General features: G+C 38.3%; 25 protein-coding genes and 1 pseudogene. 7 read left to right on the forward strand and 19 right to left on the reverse strand.

Features of this window, described 5'->3' with window-relative positions; all coding sequences use genetic code 11:
* The first annotated feature begins 64 nt into the window (after positions 1-64).
* From ADH81_RS09075 to ADH81_RS09090, 5 genes and pseudogenes are all read left to right on the forward strand, one after another.
* Positions 65-1324 carry a modification methylase gene (locus tag ADH81_RS09075; protein ID WP_049528440.1) on the forward strand — a complete coding sequence of 420 codons (1260 nt, stop codon included), beginning with the start codon at positions 65-67 and terminating at the stop codon, positions 1322-1324.
* A gap of 4 nt (positions 1325-1328) precedes the next feature.
* Positions 1329-3779 carry an ATP-binding protein gene (locus ADH81_RS09080; protein WP_049528442.1) on the forward strand — a complete coding sequence of 817 codons (2451 nt, stop codon included), beginning with the start codon at positions 1329-1331 and terminating at the stop codon, positions 3777-3779.
* A 4-nt stretch (positions 3780-3783) separates the two neighbouring features.
* Positions 3784-5526, forward strand: coding sequence for a hypothetical protein (locus ADH81_RS09085; RefSeq protein WP_049528446.1), 1743 nt, complete (start codon positions 3784-3786; stop codon positions 5524-5526).
* Between the two features lie 64 nt (positions 5527-5590).
* Positions 5591-5701: pseudogene (locus ADH81_RS11490) on the forward strand (DNA cytosine methyltransferase); the annotation flags it as partial.
* A gap of 76 nt (positions 5702-5777) precedes the next feature.
* Entirely contained in the window at positions 5778-6572 is a 795-nt protein-coding gene (locus tag ADH81_RS09090; RefSeq protein ID WP_049528449.1) for a Fic/DOC family protein, read from the forward strand.
* A gap of 146 nt (positions 6573-6718) precedes the next feature.
* On the opposite strand, the gene ADH81_RS09095 is transcribed toward ADH81_RS09090, so the two are convergent.
* From ADH81_RS09095 to ADH81_RS09170, 16 genes are all read right to left on the reverse strand, one after another.
* Positions 6719-7318: a response regulator transcription factor gene (locus tag ADH81_RS09095; RefSeq protein WP_049528452.1), complete on the reverse strand. Its 600-nt coding sequence runs from the start codon at positions 7316-7318 to the stop codon at positions 6719-6721.
* Positions 7319-8416: a sensor histidine kinase gene (locus ADH81_RS09100; protein ID WP_049528455.1), complete on the reverse strand. Its 1098-nt coding sequence runs from the start codon at positions 8414-8416 to the stop codon at positions 7319-7321.
* Positions 8416-9153 carry an ABC transporter permease gene (locus tag ADH81_RS09105; RefSeq protein WP_006147005.1) on the reverse strand — a complete coding sequence of 246 codons (738 nt, stop codon included), beginning with the start codon at positions 9151-9153 and terminating at the stop codon, positions 8416-8418. Before ADH81_RS09105 ends, ADH81_RS09100 begins: the two co-directional genes overlap by 1 nt.
* 1 nt (position 9154) lies before the next feature.
* Positions 9155-10039 carry an ABC transporter ATP-binding protein gene (locus tag ADH81_RS09110; protein WP_049528458.1) on the reverse strand — a complete coding sequence of 295 codons (885 nt, stop codon included), beginning with the start codon at positions 10037-10039 and terminating at the stop codon, positions 9155-9157.
* On the reverse strand, positions 10026-10220 hold the full coding sequence (locus tag ADH81_RS09115) for a hypothetical protein (RefSeq protein WP_049528460.1): 195 nt from the start codon (positions 10218-10220) through the stop codon (positions 10026-10028). The genes ADH81_RS09110 and ADH81_RS09115 overlap by 14 nt, the downstream gene beginning before the upstream one ends.
* Complete coding sequence (locus ADH81_RS09120; RefSeq protein ID WP_025171227.1) at positions 10217-10423, reverse strand: hypothetical protein; 207 nt, start codon at positions 10421-10423, stop codon at positions 10217-10219. Before ADH81_RS09120 ends, ADH81_RS09115 begins: the two co-directional genes overlap by 4 nt.
* A 165-nt stretch (positions 10424-10588) precedes the next feature.
* Positions 10589-12256 (reverse strand): DAK2 domain-containing protein, encoded by a 1668-nt coding sequence (locus ADH81_RS09125; RefSeq protein WP_049528464.1) that lies wholly within the window; start codon positions 12254-12256, stop codon positions 10589-10591.
* A gap of 2 nt (positions 12257-12258) precedes the next feature.
* Positions 12259-12624, reverse strand: coding sequence for an Asp23/Gls24 family envelope stress response protein (locus tag ADH81_RS09130; protein ID WP_000216431.1), 366 nt, complete (start codon positions 12622-12624; stop codon positions 12259-12261).
* A gap of 150 nt (positions 12625-12774) precedes the next feature.
* Positions 12775-12963, reverse strand: a complete 189-nt coding sequence (gene rpmB / locus ADH81_RS09135; RefSeq protein WP_001140948.1) for a 50S ribosomal protein L28 — start codon at positions 12961-12963, stop codon at positions 12775-12777.
* Positions 12964-13069: 106 nt separating this feature from the next.
* On the reverse strand, positions 13070-13744 hold the full coding sequence (locus ADH81_RS09140; RefSeq protein ID WP_049528466.1) for a LiaF transmembrane domain-containing protein: 675 nt from the start codon (positions 13742-13744) through the stop codon (positions 13070-13072).
* Positions 13745-13748: 4 nt separating this feature from the next.
* On the reverse strand, positions 13749-14195 hold the full coding sequence (locus ADH81_RS09145) for a LytTR family DNA-binding domain-containing protein (RefSeq protein ID WP_049528468.1): 447 nt from the start codon (positions 14193-14195) through the stop codon (positions 13749-13751).
* A gap of 118 nt (positions 14196-14313) precedes the next feature.
* On the reverse strand, positions 14314-14817 hold the full coding sequence (locus tag ADH81_RS09150; RefSeq protein WP_049528470.1) for a phosphatase PAP2 family protein: 504 nt from the start codon (positions 14815-14817) through the stop codon (positions 14314-14316).
* Between the two features lie 2 nt (positions 14818-14819).
* Positions 14820-15176 carry a DUF2200 domain-containing protein gene (locus ADH81_RS09155; protein ID WP_049528473.1) on the reverse strand — a complete coding sequence of 119 codons (357 nt, stop codon included), beginning with the start codon at positions 15174-15176 and terminating at the stop codon, positions 14820-14822.
* A 67-nt stretch (positions 15177-15243) separates the two neighbouring features.
* Entirely contained in the window at positions 15244-17004 is a 1761-nt protein-coding gene (locus ADH81_RS09160) for an ABC transporter ATP-binding protein (protein ID WP_049528476.1), read from the reverse strand.
* A complete protein-coding gene (locus tag ADH81_RS09165; protein ID WP_049528479.1) occupies positions 16994-18763 on the reverse strand; it encodes an ABC transporter ATP-binding protein in 1770 nt (589 codons plus the stop codon). Before ADH81_RS09165 ends, ADH81_RS09160 begins: the two co-directional genes overlap by 11 nt.
* Positions 18747-19208, reverse strand: coding sequence for a MarR family winged helix-turn-helix transcriptional regulator (locus ADH81_RS09170; protein ID WP_049528483.1), 462 nt, complete (start codon positions 19206-19208; stop codon positions 18747-18749). Before ADH81_RS09170 ends, ADH81_RS09165 begins: the two co-directional genes overlap by 17 nt.
* A 207-nt stretch (positions 19209-19415) precedes the next feature.
* Between ADH81_RS09170 and ADH81_RS09180 the strand changes: the two genes are divergently transcribed.
* Positions 19416-20090, forward strand: a complete 675-nt coding sequence (locus tag ADH81_RS09180; RefSeq protein ID WP_049528490.1) for a CD20-like domain-containing protein — start codon at positions 19416-19418, stop codon at positions 20088-20090.
* 221 nt (positions 20091-20311) lie between these two features.
* Here ADH81_RS09180 and ADH81_RS09185 read toward each other — a convergent pair whose 3' ends face one another.
* Together ADH81_RS09185 and ADH81_RS09190 are read right to left on the reverse strand one after the other, a co-directional pair.
* Positions 20312-21028, reverse strand: coding sequence for a YebC/PmpR family DNA-binding transcriptional regulator (locus tag ADH81_RS09185; protein WP_000532896.1), 717 nt, complete (start codon positions 21026-21028; stop codon positions 20312-20314).
* Positions 21029-21125: 97 nt separating this feature from the next.
* Positions 21126-22496, reverse strand: coding sequence for an MATE family efflux transporter (locus ADH81_RS09190; protein WP_049528494.1), 1371 nt, complete (start codon positions 22494-22496; stop codon positions 21126-21128).
* A gap of 108 nt (positions 22497-22604) precedes the next feature.
* Between ADH81_RS09190 and ADH81_RS09195 the strand changes: the two genes are divergently transcribed.
* The gene (locus ADH81_RS09195) at positions 22605-23159 is read left to right on the forward strand and encodes a GNAT family N-acetyltransferase (protein ID WP_049528497.1); all 555 of its coding nucleotides are present in this window, start codon (positions 22605-22607) and stop codon (positions 23157-23159) included.
* 201 nt (positions 23160-23360) lie between these two features.
* Here the strand turns inward: ADH81_RS09195 and ADH81_RS09200 are convergent, their stop codons facing one another.
* Entirely contained in the window at positions 23361-23555 is a 195-nt protein-coding gene (locus ADH81_RS09200; protein WP_049502854.1) for a PspC domain-containing protein, read from the reverse strand.
* Positions 23556-23743: the final 188 nt, after the last annotated feature.

The following is a 23743-nucleotide window of genomic DNA, read 5'->3' on the forward strand; positions in this document are numbered from 1 at the left end:
GGAATGCCGTGTTTTTTTGGTATAATGGTAATTGAGTATACTTTTATTAAGAAAGGGAGAAGCAATGTCCTTAGTAGATGAAATCAACAAAAAAGAACTAAATTATTGGGATTTTTCAGATGTTGTTTCTACTGGAATTCATAAAATTAGTGCCTATCCAGCTACTATGGTTCCAGATATGCAAAACGAATTAATTAAATTAATCAAAAGTGAAGATAAATCGGTTCAAAATATATTAGACCCGTTTCACGGATCGGGAGTAACTCTAGTTGAGGGGATGAAGAATGATTTAACTCCAATAGGAATTGATATCAATCCTTTAGCTAATTTAATTACTTTAGTAAAATTACAGGGTGTCAGTAAAAATCAAATCAAACTCTCTAACAATAGAATAATTGAACTGTTGCGTAAAGAATCCTTCGAGTTTGAAATGCATGATTTCTATAATATCAATAAGTGGTATAGAAAAGATTTTATTGAGACGTTTAGTAAAATTAGAGCAACAATACAAAGAGAAAGATATAAAAATATAAGACAGTATTACTGGGTTTGTTTGATAAATATTTTAAAAAAATATAGTAATACTCGTAGTTCTACTTTTAAACTACATGTAAAAACACAAAAAGATATCGATTCGATGTCTAATGATATCATTGAAGATTTTATAAAAAACATTGAGAAATCATATATTTTTCTTCCAAACTTTATTCAATATGACAAAAAAAATCTTTATATAGGAAAAGCTGAGGACATATTATCAGAATTTGAAAATGGAACAGTTGATTTAATTTGTACATCCCCGCCATATGGCGATAATCCAACTACAGTAACTTATGGTCAGTATTCTATACTTCCTCTATATTGGATTGATAAGTCGGATTTAGGGAAATTTGATGAACAGTTAATTGCAAATTATTCTAGTATTGATTCTAATAGTTTAGGTGGAAACCGAAGAGTCAGAAATAGTTTTGAATCTTCAATTCTCAATAATTTTTTACCTAGAATTGATGACAAAAAACAAAATAAAGTGAAAAATTTTGTGCTAGATTACCTAAATGTAATGTCTGAACTTATACGTGTCTTAAAAGTAGGAAAATATATAGTTTTGACTCTTGGAGATCGAAGAGTAGATAATCAAGTGGTCCCCCTGTCAACTATTACAACAGAATATCTGGAATCTAATGGATTTATTTTAGAAAAAGCGATTACCAGAAATATTCCTAAAAAAAGAATGCCCAGAAAAGTTTCAAAGGTCGGTGGAGATTCTGTAGAGTCTATGAATCAAGAGCACGTTTTAATCCTAAAAAAAGTAGAAAATAGGTAACTTAATGAATAAAAAAGAAGTAAATTTAACTATTGATTCTAGAATTATTAGTCATTTGGGTGAAGCCTTAATTGATAATGAGAAAATAGCCTTACTAGAATTAATTAAAAACTCATCAGATGCTGATGCTAATTATTGTAATATTGAAATTGACACTCTTTATCAATCTGAGCATGGTCAGGGACGCATTATTATTGAAGATGATGGTAATGGTATGACTCCGTATATTATTGAGAATGCTTTTTTAAAAATAGCTACTTCTTTTAAATCAAATCATCAAAAAATTTCTCCTAAATTCAAAAGACAAGCTCAGGGGAATAAAGGTATTGGTCGATTGTCCTTGAATCAATTAGGAAAATTTATTTCTGTCGATACTAAGGTTGATTTGGAACTCTCTAAGTATTTTTCATCGGAAGAATTACGAACTGTTTTAGGCTATAATACAAATGATGATTTCTTGAATGATAATGATTTTTATTATTATCATATCGAGATTGATTGGGAACGTTATAGTAAGAGCAATGAATCAATTGAAAACGTTAAACTAGAATTACAAACTTTACTATTCAATGAGTTAACTTTTAGCCATAAAAAAAATCACGGAACAAGAATAGAAGTGTTGGGTCTGAAAGGAATTGATTTTTGGCAAAGTAATCAAACGCAGAAAGAAATTGAACAAGACGTTTTAGAATTTTTAAATCCTTATCTAGATGAAAAATATAATTTCTATGTAAAGATAAACTTAGATAATAGAATTTTTACAAGTAATAATTATGATATTTCTGATATAGAAAATAATTTTCTTTCAAAAGTGGATTTTACTTTTGATTCAAATGAGAAATTAATAAATCTAAATATAAGTAGAAGTAAAAAATATATAGATTATAAAGTTGAACAATTAATTTCAGACTTAAGAAACTGGGAACTTGAGAAAGAGAGTATAATTCCATTTAAAGAATATTATAAAAAATGGGAGAAAGAAATAATAAAAATCGACTTATCAAGCTTGATACAAGCAAATATTTCTTTGCCTAATGTTAAATTTGATAAGTTTCTAACTTATTTTGAAGAAGTTAAAGACGAAGAGCAGAAAGATACGAAACTGATAGAGAAATTTTTCTTGCCAGGTGATTTTAGAGGATCAATCTATGCTTTTGATCTATCTGCAAATAGTCCTATCTCTAAAAATTTTAGAAAAGTTTTAGAAGAAATTAAGGGCGTAAAAATATATAGAAACAATTTTAGGATTTTTCCTTACGGTAGTACAAATAATGACTGGTTAGGGATGTCAGACTATAATCAAAGAAATAAAGGCGTTGTTTTTAAGCAACATACTTCGACTGGTTTTTTTAATATAGATGGAGAACAAAATTTAGAGCTTTTAAAAGAGCTAACCAATAGGCAGGGATTAGTACTAGATAACTTTGGTACAAATTTTATTCTCATTGCAAAAGAACTTATTTATAAGACGATAGCTAAAAAGGATGGTGACTTCTCTAAAATTTTTAGTTTTAATAGAAGAAACATTAAGGAACTGCCTTCAGAACAGATTATAGAAATTGCGGGAATTTCTTTCAGGAAACGTTCTAATGATATTGTTCAAGCTGAGAATAAAGCGGAGCGCCTGATAAGGGAGTTTGACAATATGGATGATAATGAAAAGAAAAATGAATTAATTTCTCTTCAAGAATCAACCAAAAATTTACGAAATGCAGTTAGTCTAAAAGAAAAACAAGTAGAGGAACTGGGAACTCATATAGATGAGTTCGCACCAATTATGGGAGCTACCATTATAGCGGAGACTTTATCTCATGAAATTATTCGATTATCTAACAATATAAAATCAAGTTCCTCAAAAGTCAGAAATTCAGTTCTTAATGATAATAAAGAAGAAGCTATTTTGAATCTAAATCGGATAGATTCTAGTAATAAATTTTTAGTCCGTTATGCTTCATTACTAGATGTAAATTCGTATTCTAGAAGAAGACGCTATTCTGTAGAACCGGTAAAGGAAAAACTTGAGGAGATTTTAGAAAATACTCCATTATTGACATACGGAAATACGACTGTAAATCTTAAAATTACCGGAAATGATTTTAAAGCAAAAATTATTAGTGATAGCTTTAAAATCATCGTTGAAAATTTAGTTATAAATTCGACGTATTGGCTAGATAAGATGAATATCAGTGATTCTTTATTAACTTTTAAACTTGATAATGATTTAGGGAAATTATTTGTTTTTGATAATGGTATTGGAATAGATAAATCTGTTGAAAATCATCTATTCGAAGAATTTGTAACGAACAAACCCGACAATGAAGGTAGAGGTATGGGATTGTATATTGTAAGTACATTGCTAAATGAATTTGGTGCAACGATTACTTTAGATGATGAAAGGAATCAATATGGTAATCTATATAAATTTATAATCACATTCCCAGATGCAGAGGTATAATTTGATGGTTTATAATTTTAAAGACTATGGTGTGTCAACGATTATTGCAATTGATGATGACTTTTGTGAAATTAAGGATGATGATTTACTCTCAAACTTTCCTGTTGAAAAAATAGATACTTTAACAAATGGTTGTTATGATAAATATTCTGATTACACAGTCGAGCAGTATTCTGAAGAAGTAGAAGACTCTGATTTTAAACATAAATTAAGCAACGAGCTAAACTTGCAAGATAAATATGCATGCTTTAGATCAACTGGCATTACTTTTAAAGCGATAAGTGCTAATTTTGAACAAATTAAAGAAACTATTGAAGATATTGATGGAACAGATAAATCTCGTAAACATTTGATACTTCTTGATAGAACACTTCAGGATGATGCGGGAGGAGCAATAATTGATAATCTTTTTATTAAAGTTTTAAAGTTTATACACAGTCAACTTAGAGAAAAGAATTTATTACTTCTAATCTACAGCAATGAAGCCACACCAGAAGAATTAGATAGTTTTGAAGGTGCTAAAGGATATTTAAGAAATCTAGGATTAGACGAAAGTATTGCTGAACAATTGGTTCTTCATTTTAATTATGTTTCAAAGACAGAAGAATTAACAGAAGATTTCTTTGACAATATATTGAAATCTCAGAAAGCTAATTATATCAGTGAATACAAAAATATATTTGAAGAATCTTATAGTAAGTTGACTGAAAGACTTTGGCAGTTGAATCAAAATCAAGTTTTATTTTATTATGATTATATTAACGAAGGACAGCATGTAGATAGTATTGTTTACGAGACTTTTTTAACCAAATTTAAACAGGTCTATTCAGATACATTTAATACTGATCATAAACACGCAGAACTCATTAACCCTATAAGAAGATCGATGCAACGTAGCGTTCAATCTATTCAAGATGGTGAAATACTTCGCTTTTTAAAAGACCTAGATTTAGCAACAACTTTTAATGATAGATTAATAAAAATATCATCTAGTACAGATATATCTTTTGGAGACGTTATAAAAATTGGTACAAAGAAATTTTTACTAATAAGTCAAGGTTGTGATATAACAATTAGAGATGATGGTAATAGGATACTTTCTAATTTCCAATTGGTTGAGATTAGAGAGGATATAGAACCAATTACTGAGAAATCCCTCCATAATAAATTGAAAGATTTGAACAAAAAGTGTGAAGTTTATAATTCTTTTACTAGTAAAATTTTAGAAAAGCATGGTATACCTCTAAGTATTCTTAGCAATCTTTTTAATCCTCAATCTTCTAAAAAGCATTTGGGAACTGAACAAATAAAAGAGCTTTATTTTAAACATGATTTTATAGAAAAATCAAAATCTAAAATATATTCTATCGAATGTATTTGGTTAGATACTTTACTTCTAAGACAAAATGAAGAAGGTGATATAATTCTTTCTCAAGAAAATATCTCTAACTCTCATGAGATAAGATATGCAACTCAGAAATATTTCAACTATAAGTTTAACGAATTGATTACTAGAATAGGTGAAGAAAGTTCTAAAGAAGTAGTTGAAAAAATTATTAAGTTCACTTTTGACGAATTACCAATTGAATGTGAGCCGATATTTTCAGATGATCACAAATTAATCGGCTTCAAATTAAAAAATATTCAACGAATTGGTAGGCTAGATTTGCTTGATGCTATGAAAATTTTGAAAAATATTGTAGAACACGAGAGCCGCATCCCTATAACTCAGATTTTGTCTATTTAGTTATATTTAGTAAAGGAACTAAACAACAAATCCTCTAAGTTCGAACCAACCTGAGAAGTACAACATCGCAGCCTTCTTCTCAGGTTTTGGGGGAATTGAGTTGGGATTTGAACAGACCAACGAGTTCAGAGTGGTGTATGACAATGAATTTAATAAGTATGCGCGTCAGACTTACTAGCCCATTTATCCAGATATATCTCAATAATCGTATTATTCAGTCACTGAAGAAAAAGAATTGAAAGGACCTTTCTATGCAACCAACTTACAACATTGACAATCCAAACTTGTCTTATGAAGCTAAACGTGACTTATGGCGGATAGGTTTTGGTCTGCAGAAAGTTGATAATCTAGTTCCATCAGCGTATATGGAATCTTTGGCTGAGAAACAGTCCCGGGGAGAACTGACTTATGAGCAGGTTTATGAAGATGCAACGGCTTATCATCATACCATTGATGCAAGTACAGAGGAGGCAGACTTGGTTTCTCTACGTATTGTAGAACTATTGTCTCGAAGAGGCTTTAGCTTCAGCCCTGCGACCTTACTTGCTATTCATAAGGAGTTGTTTCAAGATATATTTGATGCCTCTATTCCGGTGGGGCAATTTCGTCAGACCAATATTACAAAGAATGAACCTGTTTTGAATGGTGAAAGTGTTGTGTACTCTGATTACTCCATGATTCAAATGACATTGGATTATGATTTTGATCAGGAAAAACAAGTTGCATATGCGACACTAACCAAGGCGGATATGGTTAAACAAATCCAGCATTTTATTTCAGGAATCTGGCAGATTCATCCATTTCGCGAAGGAAACACTCGGACGGTAACGGTCTTTTTGATTCAGTATCTTCGTGAGTTTGGTTTTGATATTGATAATACACCGTTTCAGCAACATGCCAAGTATTTTCGTGATGCCTTGGTATTAGATAATGCAAAGATTTTACAGAGACGCCCTGAGTTTTTAACAGCTTTTTTTGAAAATCTCTTGCTCGATGGTCAAAATGATTTGTCTTCAGAAAAGATGTATCTAAACCTCGATCTTTAAAAGTCCTGATGCTATATTTCAGGAGAAAATAAAGTAAATCTTTCCACAATAAAACGCATAGTATCAAGTTTTTTCAATACCTGATATTATGCGTTTTTTTATTTTAAAGACTTTTTACCCATCCTCTTTTTTCTTTCTTCTCCCCCTCACAACCAGCCTTCTTCTTCGGCAGTTTTGGCTGCTTCGGTTCGGTTGCTGGCGCCTAGTTTGGAGAGGATGTTGGTCATGTAATTACGAACGGTGCCGTTTGAGAGGTAGAGCTTGTCAGCAATCTCTTGGTTGGAGAGGCCTTGGGCTACTCCATGTAGAACAGCGACTTCTTGCTCGGTCAAGGGATTGGGATGGGTCATCATGACTTCCATCAGCTCTGGAGAATACTCCTTTCGTCCCTCTAACACCGTATGCAGGGTTTGCATGAGTTCGGCGATGCTTCGCTCTTTCAAGACATAGGCGTCGACTTCTGCTTTGACCGCTCGTTCAAAATAGCCTGGACGTTTAAAGGTTGTAACGATAACCACCTTGGTTTCAGGCACTTCTTGTTTAATCCACTCAAGTGCTTCTAGTCCTGTCTTGACTGGCATTTCGACGTCAAGGATGGCAATGTCTACTGCTTCTTTCCCCAAAACCTCAATAGCTTCAGCTCCATTTTTCGCCTGCAAGACAGTCTCCACATCTGGTTGAAAGCTTAAGAGCTGGCACATGGCATCTCTAAGCATACTTTGATCTTCTGCAACTAATACTTTCATCTACTTTCTCTCCTTATAAGGCAGATGCACGCGCACCTCTGTGGGATCTTTCAAACTGACCAGCTCTACTTGACCTGAGAAGGCTGCTACACGGTCACGGACTGTATGGAGCTCATTTCCTTTTACAGTTGCAAATCCTTTCCCGTCATCTCTGACTGTCAGGATCAATTCCTGATCTGTACGTTCCAGTTTTAGATAGGCTTTTTCAGCGCTGGCATGCTTGATGATATTGGTCGCTAGTTCTAACAAAATCATAGCGGCTGTCGACTCTATATCCTGAGTCAAGCTAGCCTTGTCCAATTGATTCTCAACCTCGACCTCAATCCCAGCAATCTCTAGCATCTTTTTGACAGTCTCAAGCTCTGAAGCTAGGGTCCGTGATTTCAGATTTTCCACAATGGTTCGCACTTCATTCATGGAATCTTTGCTGATCTGGTGAATTTCTTTTAATTCCTTTTCCACCTGTGGATAAGCCTCCATCTGAAATAACTGCAAGGCTAAATCTGTCTTGACACTCAGCATAGCAAAAGTATGTCCCAAGCTATCATGCAAATCCTGACCGATACGACTGCGTTCATTTTCAGCAAGCAATAGATTTATCTGGGCATTTTGCTTGGCCTGAGCTTCTTTCAAATCCTCGACAATGCGAATCCGAACCAAGCCCAATGTCATCAAATCGACAAAAGTAAGAATCCCAAGCTCAAAGGCTACAACCTCAGTTTCGACTGACTGAAACATCATGAGTTGACCAACAACAAGAACTTGAGCAAGGAGAAAAGTCCAGACATGAAGAGAACGTAGACTACGAACTCTAAAATGATAAATCAAAAGATTGGCAAGGAAAAAGAAGAACCAGATATAATTTACACCAACAAAGGCAGTATAGCCAGCTACATAGGCTAGCATGATAACCCAACAGAGCCAGGATAAACGCTGACTCTTGGTGGTTAAAACACCTAAGTAAGCCAAGACAAATAGAATATCAATCAACAAATGCCAGCTAGGAAGCTCCCCAGTCACTACAGGAACGATGGGAAAAACCATAAAAATCAAACTGGCCCAATACATATAATCTATGCTTTTCAGTCTTACAAGCATTAAGCATTCTCCTTATGACCTTGAAGGTAAATGGTCAAACCAAACAAAACTGTTGAAAAAACAAGTAGATAAACTGTGGCTGATAAATTGATGCCACCCTCGTTTAAGAAGGTCTTGAGCAACTCCATCAACTGATAAGTTGGTAGGCACTTTCCGATTGCTTGCATCCAGTCTGGAAATAAAGAGATGGGCATCCAGAGTCCGCCTAAAACAGCCAAGCCTAGATAGAGAAGATTGCCCACGACAGACATCAGCTGACTAGAAGGCAAGAGTGTCAAGGTCAAGCCAAGCGCTACAAAGGCAATACTTCCCGCAATCAGTAAGAACGCAGCCCCAATCCAGTTTCCTAGAGGCATATCTACACCTCTGACCAAGTGCCCAACTGAGAAAACAACCAGGATTGAGACCAAATAATCAACCATCATACTTGTTATCTTTGATAGATAATATTCTACCATATTTACTGGAGTATGGCGTAATGTTTTCTGCCAGTTGTTGATTTTATCGGTATGTAAGACAGCTGGGAATGAAAACATAGCTGTCGACATCATAGAAAAAGCTGTCATAGAGATAAGGTAGTCGCGCATAAAATTAGCCGGTCCACCTGGTGTGTCCTGGTACATGCCTGAAAAGAATAAATAGAAGGCTGTCGGCATTCCTACGGATAATAGATAATAGACCAATTGTCGTTTGGTCAATAGAAATTCTATCTTGTTTAGTGCAATCCATCGTTTCATCTTAGTCATCTCCCTTTTGTGTTTCTTCAAAGATTGTATCTAGCAAACTACGATTATTGACTTCAATTTCTTGAATCCTACATCCTGCTTGCACTAACAGTTGCCAGAAATCATCCGCTTCGCGTGTGACTACTTGTAGAGCATCTTGTTTTTGTGACCAGTTATCAACCAAGTTTGACTGCTCAACGACTTCCTTGTAAGCCAGAGGTAGGATAAAGTGCTTCTCAATCTCCTCACTGCGCATGGCTAGAGGTGTTGTATCGCGAATCAACTCTCCCTTATTCAAGACCAAGATTCGGTCAGCTGTATGCTCTACCTCTTCGATATAATGGGACGAATAGAGAATGGTAACTCCCTGCGCTTTTAGGTCCTGAACAATTTCCCAAAAGCGTTGACGGGTTGAAGTATCCATGGCAGCAGTCGGCTCATCTAAAAAGACTAGCTTTGGTCGGCCAATCAAGGTCAAGACAAAAGAGAAGAGACGCTTTTGCCCACCTGACAATTTTTCTGCGAATTGCTCTTTCTGTTGCTGGTCAAACTGCAATAGTTGATCGATTTCCTGGTTGCTCAAGGGATTTGGGTAAATGCTTTGAAAGAAAGCAATCAACTCTTTGACATCTAATTTCTGAACGATGACATTTTCTTGAGGGAGGTAGGATCTTGTGTAGTCTAACTGAGAACTCGTCACTGGCAAGCCTTGGATGGATACTTGACCGCTGGTGACCAGTTTATCTCCAAGCAAACAGTCCAAGAGTGTGGTCTTCCCAGCACCATTGGGCCCAATCAAGGCGACGCATTCACCTTCAGCTACCTCAAAGGAAATATCCTTCAAAATAGCCTTGCCCTTGATGTTTTTATTTAGGCTTTCTACCTTAATCATGTTCATGATATTCTCCTTTCAACCACTCCTGTCCCATCGGAAAAGCGATAAAAATCATAAATCCTAATCCCCAGGCACCTCGGATGGCTTGGTGCAGGAAGGCTTGATCAAACCAACCTGTAAACATTTCGACCAACCATACTACTAGTGACAGTCCAATAAAGAGATAGAGAATCGCTTTTTTCATTTTTCAAACTCCTTTTTCACATCTGAAACCAATTTCAAACCTTCTCGGATCAACCAAGACATCATACCAAATCCTGCAAATAACTCCCAAGGAAAATGATAGAAGCCTTCGTCCAATCCTGAAAACATGAGATAAGTCATGACTCCTGCTGCTACTAAACTCATTGCGATAATTACTTTATGTTTCATTTTTTCTTCCTCCATTTGATACATCTATTATAATTCTTTGAGAGTCATGCCACTAGAAGCTTCTGTCATGAGGAGATATGACAAATGTCACTAAAAGTTCGTTCTGCTATGAAAATAGAATTCTCTGCAAATCAAAAAGAGGTCGGGAAATCCCGACCTCTTTCGTTTTCTATTTAATCTTTATTCCACACTGAAAAGATATGGATACACTGGTTGTTGACCTTGGTGGATTTCTACTTCAATATCTTCGAATTCTTCTGCGATTTCTTGGGCGATTTGGTTAGCCAATTCTTCACTTCCATCTTCACCAATATAGAAGGTTACGATTTCACTGTCTTCATCCAACATATGTTTCAAGGTTTCAGTCAGAGTTTGGTGCATATCAGGGTTTGATACGAGGATCTTACCATCAACCATACCCAGATTGTCATTTTCATGGATTTCCAAACCATCGATAGTCGTATCACGAACGGCTGTTGTTACACTACCGCTGACAACATCACCAAGGGCTGCAGTCATACGTTCTTTATTTTCTTCGATAGACTTGCTTGGGTCAAATGCTAGAAGACTAGTCAATCCTTGAGGAAGAGTACGAGCTTCTACCACTACTGCTGGTTGTTCCAATACTTCTGCAGCGGATTGAGCTGCCATAAAGATATTTTTGTTGTTCGGCAAGAAGATGATGTTGCGAGCATTGACTTGCTCTACAGCCTTGATAAAGTCTTCTGTCGAAGGGTTCATGGTTTGTCCACCTTCGATAACATAGTCCACACCTTGAGCACGGAAGATGTCTGCCAAGCCTTGTCCAGCTACTACTGCGATAAGGGCGTATTCTTTTTCTTCAGCTGGTTTGCTGACTTGAGCTGCTTCTTTTTCCACTTGTGCTTCGTGTTGGTTACGCATGTTATCGACTTTAACCTTGACCAAGCTACCATATTTAAGACCTTCTTGCATAACAAGACCTGGATCTTCTGTATGGACGTGAACTTTAACGATTTCATCATCGTTAACAACGAGTAATGAATCCCCAAGTTCGTTCAAGTAGTTACGGAATTCTTCGTAGTCAAACTCTTTAGCATAAGTTGGGCCTTGTTTAAGAGCAACCATAATCTCCGTACAGTAACCAAAGGTGATGTCTTCTGTTGCCACATGTCCAGCTACAGACTTGTGGTGTTCAGCATTGATCATTTCACTCATGTTGGCTGGAGTAGCGACAAAGTCCTCAGAAGCGCTATATTCACCAGTAAGAGCTGAAAGGAAGCCTTCATAGATAAAGACCAAACCTTGACCACCTGAGTCTACAACTCCAACTTCCTTCAATACTGGAAGCATGTCTGGAGTCTTAGCAAGGGCTGTTTTAGCTCCTTCCAAAGCTGCACGCATAACCTCAATGGCATCGTCTGTCTGCTCGGCTTTTTTCTTAGCACCGATGGCAGCACCACGTGATACAGTCAAGATTGTTCCTTCAACTGGCTTCATAACAGCCTTGTAGGCTACTTCAACACCAGATTGGAAGGCAAGGGCTAGGTCTTTCCCTGTTAACTCTTCTTTGGTTTTGATGGCTTGTGAGAATCCGCGGAAAAGCTGTGAAGTGATAACTCCTGAGTTCCCACGCGCACCCATCAAAAGACCTTTAGCCAAGATACTTGCAGCCTCACCAACTGTTGAAGCTGGTTTGTCTGCTACTTCTTTAGCACCATTTTCGATAGTCATTCCCATGTTTGTTCCTGTATCTCCATCTGGAACTGGGAAGACATTCAATGAGTTGACATATTCGGCTTGCTTGTTCAAACGAGTAGATGCAGCCTGTACCATTTCTTGAAATAAGCTTGTAGTAATATTTGACACGATTATTCTCCTACAACTTTGATATTTTGAATATAGACATTCACAGTTTGAGCAGTGATGCCAAGTTGGTTTTCCAAACTAAAGCGTACACGCTCTTGGATGTTTTTTGAGACTTCACTAATCTTAGTTCCGTAGCTCAACACGGTATATACATCAACTGCAATGCTACCATCTTCGGCCGCTTTTACAACGACACCTTTAGAATAATTTTCCTTCCCAAGAAGGGCTTGAAAATTATCTTTGAGGGCTTTCTTACTTGCCATACCGACCACACCAAAAATCTCAGTTGCTGCACCGCCTACAACGGTAGCAATCACTTCATCTGTTAGTTCGATTTGACCATCTTTTGTATTAATTTTTACAGTCATTTTTCCTACCTCAACTAGTTGATACTCTATTTTATCATATTTCAAGCCAAGTGTAAAAGCAGAATACTGTATCGGCGGATATTTGCTCCTTTGACGAGACTTTTTGAGTTTAGAGCAAAAGAAAAAGACCTGATGGCCTTTTACTCTTTATTAAACGCGTTCTACTTTACCTGATTTCAAAGCACGAGCTGAAGCCCAAACTTTTTTAGGTTTACCATCGATAAGTACAGTAACTTTTTGAAGGTTTGGTTTTACGGCACGTTTTGTTTGGTTCATCGCGTGTGAACGGTTGTTTCCTGATACAGTCTTACGACCTGTAAAGTAACATACTTTAGCCATTTGTGTTTTCCTCCTATTAGATCTAATATAGCGGATGTGCTAGCACCACATACTGTACTATGTTATCACACTTTCTCTGTTTTGGCAAGGGGATTGGAAGATTTTTTTATTTAACGTAAACAACTCCTAATTTCCCAAAAGCAACGTCCCCACGGATAATCAAAGTTTTGCTGGTTGGGGCTACAGGAGCATCTGCCTTGGCAGCACCACAAAAAGTTTCCACCTTTAGATCTACTCTCCAGTGTTGAGGCACGTAGATAACTGCATTCCCAAAACCGACTTCGATATTCAGAGTAGCAAAATCACCTAACATCTCTGCATTGTCATAATAAATCTTGGCATTCCCAAAACCGACCTCAAACTCGTCTTCTACCAATTCTTGGTCTTGCTTGTAAAATGTACCCGCCCCAAAAGCAACTTCCTTGTCTGTCAGAATGGTCTTTTCACCGTCATACCACCATTTTTTTCCATTCCAAGTTCTGTTAGAATGAGTGAGTGCGCTGACACCCATTACGATTAAAATACTTGCCCAGAACAATGACTGATTGGGAATCGGTAAAATGTCATAAAAATGATTAGCAATCATGAGAGCCACTAGGGCTGTAAAAGAGGCTGATGTCAGATGACGACGAAGCAAAGCTTCAATTGATTGATAGGCAAAAAATCCAATACCAATCAAAGGCCAAATCTGCCCTCCCAGAGAAGGGATTCCAAAATTCCCCTGCAATAACACTAAAGCTGCCAATACTAGCAACACAATACCAAATACTTTCTTTTTCATGTTCTTACCTCATGTTTCTTAAATTTTCTTTTAGGAGGGATTGATAGTGCCGTGACACGTGTACCTCCTTGTGGGTCTGATAAAAGGAAATAGTTCCTGTCCCTGAAAAGGATTTGTCAACCGAGTAGACCTGCCGAAGGTTGGCTATGGTCGACTTGGATACCCGACTGAAATAGCGTGGCAGGATAGACTCTAGTTCATAGAGCTTGAGTCTCACCTCGTAGGCCTCTTTCTGGGTATGGGCGTAAATCTTGCTTCCTTCCGTCTCAAAGAAGAGGATTTCTGCCAAGTCTAAGTAATACTCACCCGTCCCCTTGTAAAAGATCAACCTAGAAGCCTTGGTTTCTTGCAAGAGTCGTTGCAAGTCAGCTATCTCATCTGTCAGGGCTGCAGCTTTGATGATAATTTCTGTCTCAGTTAATTCACTATCAATCTCGATTCGTAACTTCATCCTATCTCCTTTCTGCATCTACTATACCAAAGGCCAGAAGACTTTACAAGGGCAAAAAAGCAAGTGGTCACTTTTGACCCGTAAGTGGTTACGAGGTCAAACCCACTTGCTTTGCTTTTTACAAAATAAAGAAAAGAATTCCCAAGAGGAGGCCACAGGCGTAGCCAACTAAAACATCCTTGGGATAATGAACACCACCTAAAACCCGCACAAAGCCGAGAAAAGCTGATAAGACCAACAAAACCAACCCCACAAGCAGATTTGCATGCAAGCAAGCCATGGAAATGATGGTTGCTGAAAAGACATGGCGGCTGGGCATTGAATTCCCAAGGCTATCCTTGTCTAGTAGCGGAATAATTTCCCAAGTCTCATAAGGACGCGGTTGATTGATCCACTTACGAACAAGCGTCAATAGGACAAATCCTAAAGCTGGAACTAAAATATAGGCAGAAAGTTCTTTCCCAACCCCTTTACTTACAAAGTTTGTCCCCAACAAGGTCAAGTAAGCTAAGGGCATCAAAACTGTCATCATGCGATTAAAGACTCGCATCAATTGCAATAGTTGTGGATATCGAAGAAGACTTGATTTTCTTTTATCATACCACTCTTGATAGTTTTTCATATCTATTTCTCATACTTTTCTAGGACCTGCTGGGCTGTTTTCCCTTTAGCAAGCCAGTCTACTAATTTATCCAGACGACGGATTTCCTGCATCAGAGGATCGTCAATTTCCTCAATACGAACACCACAAATCTTCCCTGTAATCGCCATCCGTTCAGGCACATAAGACGGTGCCTGTCGAAAAAAATCTCCGTAGGTAAGGTCCCTATCCAGACAAGCAAGGATGTCACTCACTTCATAACCTGTCAGCCAACTGGTCACTTGGTGAACGGATTCTGCCCTTCCACCCTTTCGCTCAACCTTTGCAATCAAGGCTGGATAGACCGCAGAAAATTTCATATTGTATAATTTCTGACTCATACTTTCCTCTTTCTATTATACCAGTATAAAGAAGAAAAAGAAGGCCGTCAAGCCTTCTTTTGAATTACTATTCTTCTACTTCATCTTCTGTAAATTGACTATTGTAGAGGTCAGCATAGAAACCACCCTGAGCCATAAGTTCTTCATGATTGCCTTGCTCAATGATATTTCCATCCTTCATAACCAAAATCAAGTCGGCATTACGAATAGTTGACAAGCGATGAGCAATGACAAAGGATGTGCGTCCCTCCATCAAACGGTCCATAGCCTTTTGAATCAACTCCTCTGTACGTGTATCGACTGAAGATGTCGCTTCATCAAGAATCAAGAGTGGAGAATCTTTGAGAAGGGCACGAGCGATGGTCAAGAGCTGTTTCTGCCCGACTGACAAGGTCACTGTATCATCCAAAACAGTATCGTAGCCATCTGGTAAGGTTGTGATAAAGTGGTGGATTCCTACTGCTTTGGCTGCTTCAATCACGCGCTCTTCACTAATCCCAGTTTGATTATAAATGAGATTATCACGAATGGTTCCTTCAAAGAGCCAAGTATCCTGCAATACCATTGAAAAGGCATCGTGCACTTCTGAACGTTTCATCTTCTTGGTATCCACACCATCAATGCGAATGCTTCCCTTATCAATCTCATAAAATTTCATCAAAAGATTAACAATGGTCGTCTTACCAGCTCCAGTCGGCCCGACAATAGCAACCTTTTGACCTGCATGAGCTGTCGCAGAAAAGTCATGAATGATGGTTCGCTCAGGAGTGTAACCAAAGGAAACTCGGTCAAAGACAACTTCACCCTTCATACCAGTCAATTGTCTTGCCTTATGAGATTCGTCTTCCATCTCAGTTTCACTTAGAAATTCAAAGACACGGGTCATAGCTGCACTGGCTTGTTGTAAGCTGGTAATCCCTTGGGCAATCTGTGATAAGGGTTGAGAGAAGGTACGAACATAAACCATGAAGGCTACGATGATACCAATACTGATATGTCCTTCAAGAGCTAGGACTGCACCGACGATGATCACCAAAACATAGCTAAAGTTCCCAACAAAGATCATTGCTGGCATCATGATTCCAGAAATAAATTGAGATTTCCAAATACTATCATGTAGGTCTTGATTCAATCCTGCGAATGTTTCTTTAGTAGTATCCACAGCATTATAGCTGGTCACAACATTGTGGCCAGAGTACATTTCTTCCACATAACCATTGACAGCTGCTAGGTTGTTTTGCTGGGCTTTAAAGTAACCCTGTGACTTAGCCATAATCACTGAAACCGCAGCAAAACCTACAAGGGTTGAAACAACTGTTACCAATGCCAAAATCCAGTTCATGCCAAACATGGTAATCAAAACAGCAATCAGTAGAAAGCTAGCTGAGAGAACCGTTCCCAGACTTTGGTTGAGGGACTGAGCCGCCGTATCGACGTCATTGGTTACACGAGAGAGAGTATCTCCTTGAGAATGACGGTCAAAATAAGCAAGTGGCAAACGATTAATCTTTTCAGCGATAGCCGTCCGCAAGCGTTTTGAAAAATGTTGGATACTCGTTGAAAAGATATAGGCTTGAGTATAGTTGAGAATGGCACCAAGCACATACAAAACAGCTAAAAAGCTGGCGATGCTAGACACAGCTACCAAATCGATTTCTGTAGCCAAACCGTCTGAAATCAAGTTGGTGATTTCCTTAATCTTAGTTGGTCCATAAACAGTGATAATACTTGAACATACAGCAGCCACGACAGCTACTAGTAGAGGAAGTTGGAGACCTGCTAGAAAAGGTTTGTATTGTTTCCAAAGGGACGTCTTCTTATTTTCCATGTTCCAATTCCTCCTTCGATAGTTGTGAATAGGCAATTTCTTGGTAAACTTCGTTGGTTGCAAGAAGTTCCTTGTGGGTGCCTTGTCCCACAACTTTCCCCTGATCTAAGACTAAGATTAAGTCTGCGTCCATAATGGTTGAGATACGTTGGGCAACGATCAACTTGGTCATAGATTGTGTTTTTTCAGCTAGTTCTTGGCGCAAGATACGGTCTGTCTTGTAGTCCAAGGCTGAGAACGAATCATCAAAAATGAGAATTTCTGGCTTACGAGCCAAGGCACGGGCAATAGCCAAACGCTGTCTTTGTCCACCTGAGAAGTTGGTACCACCTTGGGCCACTTCTGAGTCAAGACCTGCTTCCTTATCCTCGATAAAATTCTTAGATTGAGCCAATTCCAAAGCTTGCCACATAGCAGTCTCGCTTAGCGGAGTTTCTGGACTCTTACCAAAGTCTAGATTCCCCTTGACATCTCCTGAGAAGAGAACAGCTTTTTGTGGGATATAGCCGACTTTATTCCGCAAGTCTTCCAAATCATAATTCTGCACATTGACACCGTCTACTAGGATTTCCCCATCAGATACATCATAAAAACGAGGCAAGAGGTTCACAAGCGTAGATTTACCAGAACCAGTTGAGCCGATAAAGGCAATGGTTTGTCCTGCTTCTGCCTTGAAACTGACATGCTCCACAACCGCTTCTGAGTTTTTAGAATAGCGGAAGGTTACATCACGGAATTCCACTTGACCTTGAACAGAAGAATCTGCAGTCTGTGGTTGACTAGGATTTTCAATAGAAGAATGCAAGTCTAACACTTGATTGATACGTCCTGCAGAAACCAAGGTACGAGGAAGGACGATAAAAAGAGCACCCATGAGCAAGAAGCCCATCACGACCTGCATGGCATAAGACATGAAGACCACCATATCACTAAAGAGTGGTAGACGGTCTGTCAGGCTAGCATCATTGATGATATAGGCACCAATCCAATAAATGGCTAGACTCAAACCGCTCGAAATCGCCATCATAATAGGATTCATAATAGCCATCAAACGGTTGACAAAGAGATTGAGACGAGTCACCTCATTATTGGCCTCTTCAAATTTCTTATCTTGATAACCTTCGGCATTGTAAGCACGAACCACTCGAATCCCTGTCAAGCTTTCACGAGTGATACTATTGAGTTTATCTGTCAATTTCTGGATGACAGATTGTTTTGGAAAGGCCAGAGTCATGAGAACAGTTGTCATCAAAACATTGACGATAACAGCAACCACTACTGCCCAGAGCCAGTATTCAGATTTGCCAAGGATTTTTCCAATGGCCCAGATAGCCATGATAGGACCACGAGTGACCACTTGGAGTCCCATAGTAAAGAGCATTTGAATCTGCGTAATATCATTGGTCGTCCGAGTCAAAAGACTAGGAATAGAGAAACGTTTGATCTCTGTCTGAGAGTAATCCAAGACACGATTAAAAATATCACTACGCAGATGAGCCGTGTAGGATGCTGCAACGCGAGCTGCAAAAAATCCAACTGTCACAGATGATAGAAAAGCCAAAAGAGACAAACCCATCATCTTAATAGCTGGTGACCAAAGTGCATCCAACTGTGTCCCTGGCGTTCCTATCAATGCAGTAATTTCTGAAATGTAAGTCGGTACTTCTAACTCTAGATAGACCGAGAAACAGGTAAAGAGTACAGTCAGGAGAATCATTCCCCACTCTTTTCCTGTGATACGCTTAGCGAGTTTCTTCATCTTCCCCTCCTATTTTTTCTACATTAGCTTGAAGTCGTTCCAGAACTTCTTCAAAAATAGCGAGTTTTTCTTCGGAAACACCTTCAAGTAAACTGCGGTCAATTCGATCAAAGAAAGACTTGACCTGCTTCATTTGAGAGCGAGATTTGTCCGTCAATCGAACGTACTTAGCTCTCTTGTCATTTGGATTCACTTCCAATTCCACCAAACCATTTTGCACCATACGCTTCACTAGATTACTGGCGACTGACTTGGTGATATTGAGTTCCTGCTCAATATCCTTGATTAACACCGCCTGTTCAGATTCCTCACGATAGTCTAAAAATCGTATGACTTGTCCTTGTGGTCCACCCATAAATTCAATACCACAACGTTTGGCTTCCTGTTTCACCATGAGGTGAATCTGATGACCAAAACGTTTAAAGACCAACATCGGCTTATCCATGATTGCTCCTTTTTACACATAAATAGTTCTCACGAGAACCAATTGGTTTTCATGAGAACTATTTTATCATTTTCAAATAGGATGTCAAGAAAAAAGTTTCCTTGAGAACTATCTAAGCAGAAATTGACATAAGCTCTTATTTTATCTATAATAAACACTATCTCACATAGATACGAATCCAATTTACTAGAAATGAGAAATTCACACATGAAACAAAAAGAACAGAAACTCTTAGGAATCCTTGCCATCATCTTTGGAGCCCTGGCGCTTCTTGGTTCTTGGATACCTATCGTCAACATCCTATCATTTTTCCTTGCCATTGCCACTTTGATTTTAGGAGTTTTTGGCATCGCCCTCAATCTCAGAAACCGTAAAACATTAGCTATCATCGGGACAACCTTAGGTCTTATTTCCATTGTCCTTGTTTTAATAACTCAAGTTCTATCTACTAATATCTTTACTGATTTCGCCAGAACCTTTAGTCACCCCTATAGAAACATCACTTCTTCAACTGATACTGAGGATTATGGTGAACTGCCTGATAGTAGTACAGACGAGGGGGATGACGAGGAGGATACTGAATTCTTCACTTGGAGCCAGGAACAGTTCGATGCCTTGGTAGAAGGGGACACTTCTGATAGTGGGAAAGGTGGCAGCAACTACAAAGATATTATCAGAAAACACGGAATCCCAGATTCAGAAACAGATTCAGTTATGGGAGACTATGAAATAAAAAGAATCACCTATCTCTCCATCAGTTCAGACCCTAAGACAGTTGTGCTCACGTTTGTTAAGCAGGAAAATGGCCAGTTTCTTCTAATCCGTAAATTTGCTGTCGGACTGGACCGAAAAGAACAATCTGATTCTGGAGTGAAGGTTTAACATAACTAAAAAGGTGCCGGGAATAGCAATCGGTAGACCAAGTCTCGATTTCTAAATCCCAACACCAGGATATTTTCACAATCCATTGGATTATGGACAATTATAGATTACTAATAACGTTTTGAGCAAAAGAGATTTTCGTTTCTTTCCTGCCCTTTTGTTATCACAAGATAAACAAACCCCTTGAAAACACTGAATTTTCAAAGGGGTTATTTTTATTCTTAAAATCCGTCTACGTTTGTGTAGATTTTTTGTACGTCTTCGTCGTCTTCAAGGACTCCGTAGAGTTTTTCAAATGTTTCCAAATCTTCACCTGACAACTCAACTTCTGATTGAGGAATCATTTCTAATTCAGTTACTTGGAATTCTTCAATACCAGATTCACGCAAAGCAACGATAGCCTTGTGAAGGTCAGTTGGAGCTGTGTAAACAGTGATTGTTCCTTCTTCTGCTTCTACATCGTCTACATCGACATCTGCTTCAAGCAAGAGTTCAAAGATAGCATCTGCATCATCACCTGCAAAGACGATAACTCCCTTGTTGTCAAAGAGGTAAGATACAGAACCTGAAGCTCCCATGTTTCCACCGTTTTTACCAAAAGCAGCACGCACGTTGGCAGCTGTACGGTTAACGTTTGAAGTCAAAGTATCAACGATCAACATAGAACCATTTGGTCCGAATCCTTCGTAACGTCCTTCTGTAAAGGTTTCGTCTGTGTTTCCTTTTGCCTTATCGATAGCCTTATCAATAACGTGTTTTGGCACTTGCGCTTGTTTGGCACGATCGATAACGAATTTCAAAGCAGTGTTTAGTTCTGGATCTGGCTCACCTTTTTTAGCTGCTACATAGATTTCTACACCAAATTTTGCATATACTTTAGAGTTAGCTCCATCTTTAGCCGTTTTCTTAGCTACGATATTGGCCCATTTACGTCCCATTAGGAATCTCCTTTTTTCACATTTTAATCTTTCTTATTATAACACAAGTCTATCCGATTTTCACTAGAGGAAATGGATTTTTCTTTTGTAAATTAAGCTAGGATTTCCCGCCAGTAGCCAAGAGTTTTTTGCCTTCTTTGATCCATGGATGTTTGGAAAGTGAGAAGTAAAGTTGGGCAGTCATAACTAGCCAGAGAAGGGGCTCACATAGAATCACACCTGTATAACCTGTCCAAGGAATAATCCAAGCCACGAAAATAATTTTACCAAAAAACTCGATAAAGCTTGATACAAGTGGCAAGAATTTTTGACCGAGACCCTGCAAGCTATTTCTATAGATCAATAAAAGACTCAAAAACGGATAGAATACAGAACTGATGCGTAGGTACAAAGCCCCATTTTCAATCAAGTAACCGTCTGTCGAACTTGCCAGGAAAGAAACTAGGCTAGGGCTTGCAAAAAATAGGAATACACAAGCAAAGCTTGCCCAAGCCATACTGATATAACTCCCTAGTCGAAGACCGTGGACAATGCGATCTGGACGTTTTGCACCAAAGTTTTGAGAGATAAAAGTGGTCATAGAGGCAGAAATTGCCGTCATTGGCAATAAGGCAAAGGCCATGATTCGGCGTGCTGCTGTCTGAGCACTGATAATGACTGCTCCAAAACTATTGACAGAGAATTGCAAAATAACACTTCCGATAGAGACGATTGAACCCATCAAGCCCATGGCTAGCCCCTGTTCCAAGAGGTCGACATAGAGGGCCTTATTCCATTTAAAATCCTTCAACCTAGGAAGGAGCTCTGGAACACTCTTTCGGATATAGAAATAACAAAGGATAGCTGACAAACCCTGGGATATAATGGTTGCAAGACCAGCAGATTGAACACCTAACTGCAATTGTGTAATAAAAAACAAATCCAGAATCACATTAACGATGGCTGAGAAAATTAAAAAAGCAAGAGCCGCAAGGCTATCTCCAATCGAGCGTAATAATCCTGCAAAGAGATTGTAAGCAAAGCTAACTCCCACACAACTAACAATCATAGAAATATATTCATAAGATTGGGGGAGAATTTCTGCAGGTGTTTCTAGGTACTGCAAAAGTGGATAAAGACCAAAGAATCCCATCAGCATGACAAGACCACTCAGGATGGCACCCAAAATCCAAGTCGCCGCGACAGCTTCCTTAATCTTAGCGAAATTACGAGCACCGTAAAGACGAGCGATAACAACTCCCATCCCATTTCCAACTCCGAGGGCAAAACCGATAATTAAATCAAAAATGGCTGTCGTAGCTCCGACTGCCGCCAAGGAATCTTGTCCCAAAAAACGCCCTACAATCAAAATATCAGCTGTATTGTAAAGTTGCTGAAATATATTGGACAGTAGAATCGGTAATGCAAAACTAATTAGCGCAGGAAGGATGGGACCATGAATCAGGTCCACTGTTGATTTTTTATTCATAAGGCTATTATATCAGCTTTCTAGTAGGGGAACAAGGGAGTTTGGATAAGAAAGCGTTGCCTAGATACAAACAATCTGGTATAATCGTGACAGAAAAGGAGGCTATGTATGAGCTTAACAAGCCAGTTAATTACAGATGTATTCCCAGACCTTGAGAAAGTTGACCAATTAAACAAGGAAGCCTTTCCTGAAGAAGAACGCGTCTCCTTGGAAGAATTTTTAAGTTACCAAGATAGGGATGACGCTCACTTTTTCGCTTTCTATAACGAGGAAGAATTTGTCGGCTTCGCTTTTGCCATTTCCAACCAAAAAGCTTTCTACATTAGCTTTTTTGCCATTATGCCCCATCTCCGTAGTCATGGCTACGGGAGAGAAATCATTGAAAAACTCATTGATTTTTACCAACGTACCATGATTCTTGAAGTGGAGCGTTTGGATGAGGATTGTGATAACCTCGAACAACGAAAAGCTCGCATGGACTTCTACCTACAAAATGGTTTTAAAACTGCCAATGCCTTTTTAGAATACGAGGGTATGAGCTTTGAAATTCTCTATCGTGGTGACCATTTTGATGAAGAAGCCTATCGCAATATCTTTCAAAAATTGCAAGAAGAGAATTACTTTGACTTCCACATCGAGTACCGTCGCTTTAGTGAACACTAATCTAGATTACAACCTTGAATCTCCATTAAAGATTTGTAATTTTCTCTATAACCGATTTACAATCACCTGTTGCAGGTGATTTTTTATTTTTCCCAAATAAGATGAAAATTTGAAAAAAACTATCCCTAGCTCATAATAAATAAGGCTGAAACAATTTTGTCTCAGCCTTATCATGATTTATCTTATAAAGATGCACTAAGTTTACGCTTCTGTTCCAGCTTCTGGCATGATGAGCCAAAGAATGAGGTAAGCAAGAATTCCTGATCCACCTAGCAATGTGAAGAGAATCCAAATAGCACGAACCAATGTTTGGTCCATATCTAAGTAGTCAGCAAGACCTGCACAAACACCAGCAATCTTTTTATCTTGAACATTACGAACTAAACGTTTTTCCATAATAATCTCCTAATACTAATTTTTCTTTTAATTTATTTTATCATCAAATCAAATCTTTTTCAATAGTCTTTCTACTTTTTATCTGAAGATGCTAGCTTTAGCAATTCTTAAGCTCTCATTGTTTCATACTCTTCGAAAATCAAATTCAAACCACGTCAGCTTCACCTTGCCGTACTCAAGTACAGCCT

This window comes from Streptococcus pseudopneumoniae (genome assembly GCF_001072925.1).
Taxonomy (GTDB): Bacteria; Bacillota; Bacilli; order Lactobacillales; family Streptococcaceae; genus Streptococcus; species Streptococcus pseudopneumoniae_Q.

What these genes read in the sequence shown, in the direction of transcription:
- ADH81_RS09130 (WP_000216431.1), bottom strand. Translation starts at nt 12,624, where the DNA reads ATGACTGTAAAAATTAATACAAAAGATGGTCAAATCGAACTAACAGAT.
- ADH81_RS09140 (WP_049528466.1), bottom strand. Translation starts at nt 13,744, where the DNA reads ATGAAAAAGAAAGTATTTGGTATTGTGTTGCTAGTATTGGCAGCTTTA.
- ADH81_RS09195 (WP_049528497.1), top strand. Translation starts at nt 22,605, where the DNA reads ATGAGCTTAACAAGCCAGTTAATTACAGATGTATTCCCAGACCTTGAG.
- ADH81_RS09090 (WP_049528449.1), top strand. Translation starts at nt 5,778, where the DNA reads ATGCAACCAACTTACAACATTGACAATCCAAACTTGTCTTATGAAGCT.
- ADH81_RS09105 (WP_006147005.1), bottom strand. Translation starts at nt 9,153, where the DNA reads ATGAAACGATGGATTGCACTAAACAAGATAGAATTTCTATTGACCAAA.
- ADH81_RS09200 (WP_049502854.1), bottom strand. Translation starts at nt 23,555, where the DNA reads ATGGAAAAACGTTTAGTTCGTAATGTTCAAGATAAAAAGATTGCTGGT.
- ADH81_RS09110 (WP_049528458.1), bottom strand. Translation starts at nt 10,039, where the DNA reads ATGAACATGATTAAGGTAGAAAGCCTAAATAAAAACATCAAGGGCAAG.
- ADH81_RS09120 (WP_025171227.1), bottom strand. Translation starts at nt 10,423, where the DNA reads ATGGAGGAAGAAAAAATGAAACATAAAGTAATTATCGCAATGAGTTTA.
- ADH81_RS09155 (WP_049528473.1), bottom strand. Translation starts at nt 15,176, where the DNA reads ATGAGTCAGAAATTATACAATATGAAATTTTCTGCGGTCTATCCAGCC.
- ADH81_RS09085 (WP_049528446.1), top strand. Translation starts at nt 3,784, where the DNA reads ATGGTTTATAATTTTAAAGACTATGGTGTGTCAACGATTATTGCAATT.
- ADH81_RS09190 (WP_049528494.1), bottom strand. Translation starts at nt 22,496, where the DNA reads ATGAATAAAAAATCAACAGTGGACCTGATTCATGGTCCCATCCTTCCT.
- ADH81_RS09150 (WP_049528470.1), bottom strand. Translation starts at nt 14,817, where the DNA reads ATGAAAAACTATCAAGAGTGGTATGATAAAAGAAAATCAAGTCTTCTT.
- rpmB (WP_001140948.1), bottom strand. Translation starts at nt 12,963, where the DNA reads ATGGCTAAAGTATGTTACTTTACAGGTCGTAAGACTGTATCAGGAAAC.
- ADH81_RS09170 (WP_049528483.1), bottom strand. Translation starts at nt 19,208, where the DNA reads ATGGATAAGCCGATGTTGGTCTTTAAACGTTTTGGTCATCAGATTCAC.
- ADH81_RS09075 (WP_049528440.1), top strand. Translation starts at nt 65, where the DNA reads ATGTCCTTAGTAGATGAAATCAACAAAAAAGAACTAAATTATTGGGAT.
- ADH81_RS09080 (WP_049528442.1), top strand. Translation starts at nt 1,329, where the DNA reads ATGAATAAAAAAGAAGTAAATTTAACTATTGATTCTAGAATTATTAGT.
- ADH81_RS09185 (WP_000532896.1), bottom strand. Translation starts at nt 21,028, where the DNA reads ATGGGACGTAAATGGGCCAATATCGTAGCTAAGAAAACGGCTAAAGAT.
- ADH81_RS09115 (WP_049528460.1), bottom strand. Translation starts at nt 10,220, where the DNA reads ATGAAAAAAGCGATTCTCTATCTCTTTATTGGACTGTCACTAGTAGTA.
- ADH81_RS09095 (WP_049528452.1), bottom strand. Translation starts at nt 7,318, where the DNA reads ATGAAAGTATTAGTTGCAGAAGATCAAAGTATGCTTAGAGATGCCATG.
- ADH81_RS09160 (WP_049528476.1), bottom strand. Translation starts at nt 17,004, where the DNA reads ATGGAAAATAAGAAGACGTCCCTTTGGAAACAATACAAACCTTTTCTA.
- ADH81_RS09100 (WP_049528455.1), bottom strand. Translation starts at nt 8,416, where the DNA reads ATGCTTGTAAGACTGAAAAGCATAGATTATATGTATTGGGCCAGTTTG.
- ADH81_RS09145 (WP_049528468.1), bottom strand. Translation starts at nt 14,195, where the DNA reads ATGAAGTTACGAATCGAGATTGATAGTGAATTAACTGAGACAGAAATT.
- ADH81_RS09180 (WP_049528490.1), top strand. Translation starts at nt 19,416, where the DNA reads ATGAAACAAAAAGAACAGAAACTCTTAGGAATCCTTGCCATCATCTTT.
- ADH81_RS09165 (WP_049528479.1), bottom strand. Translation starts at nt 18,763, where the DNA reads ATGAAGAAACTCGCTAAGCGTATCACAGGAAAAGAGTGGGGAATGATT.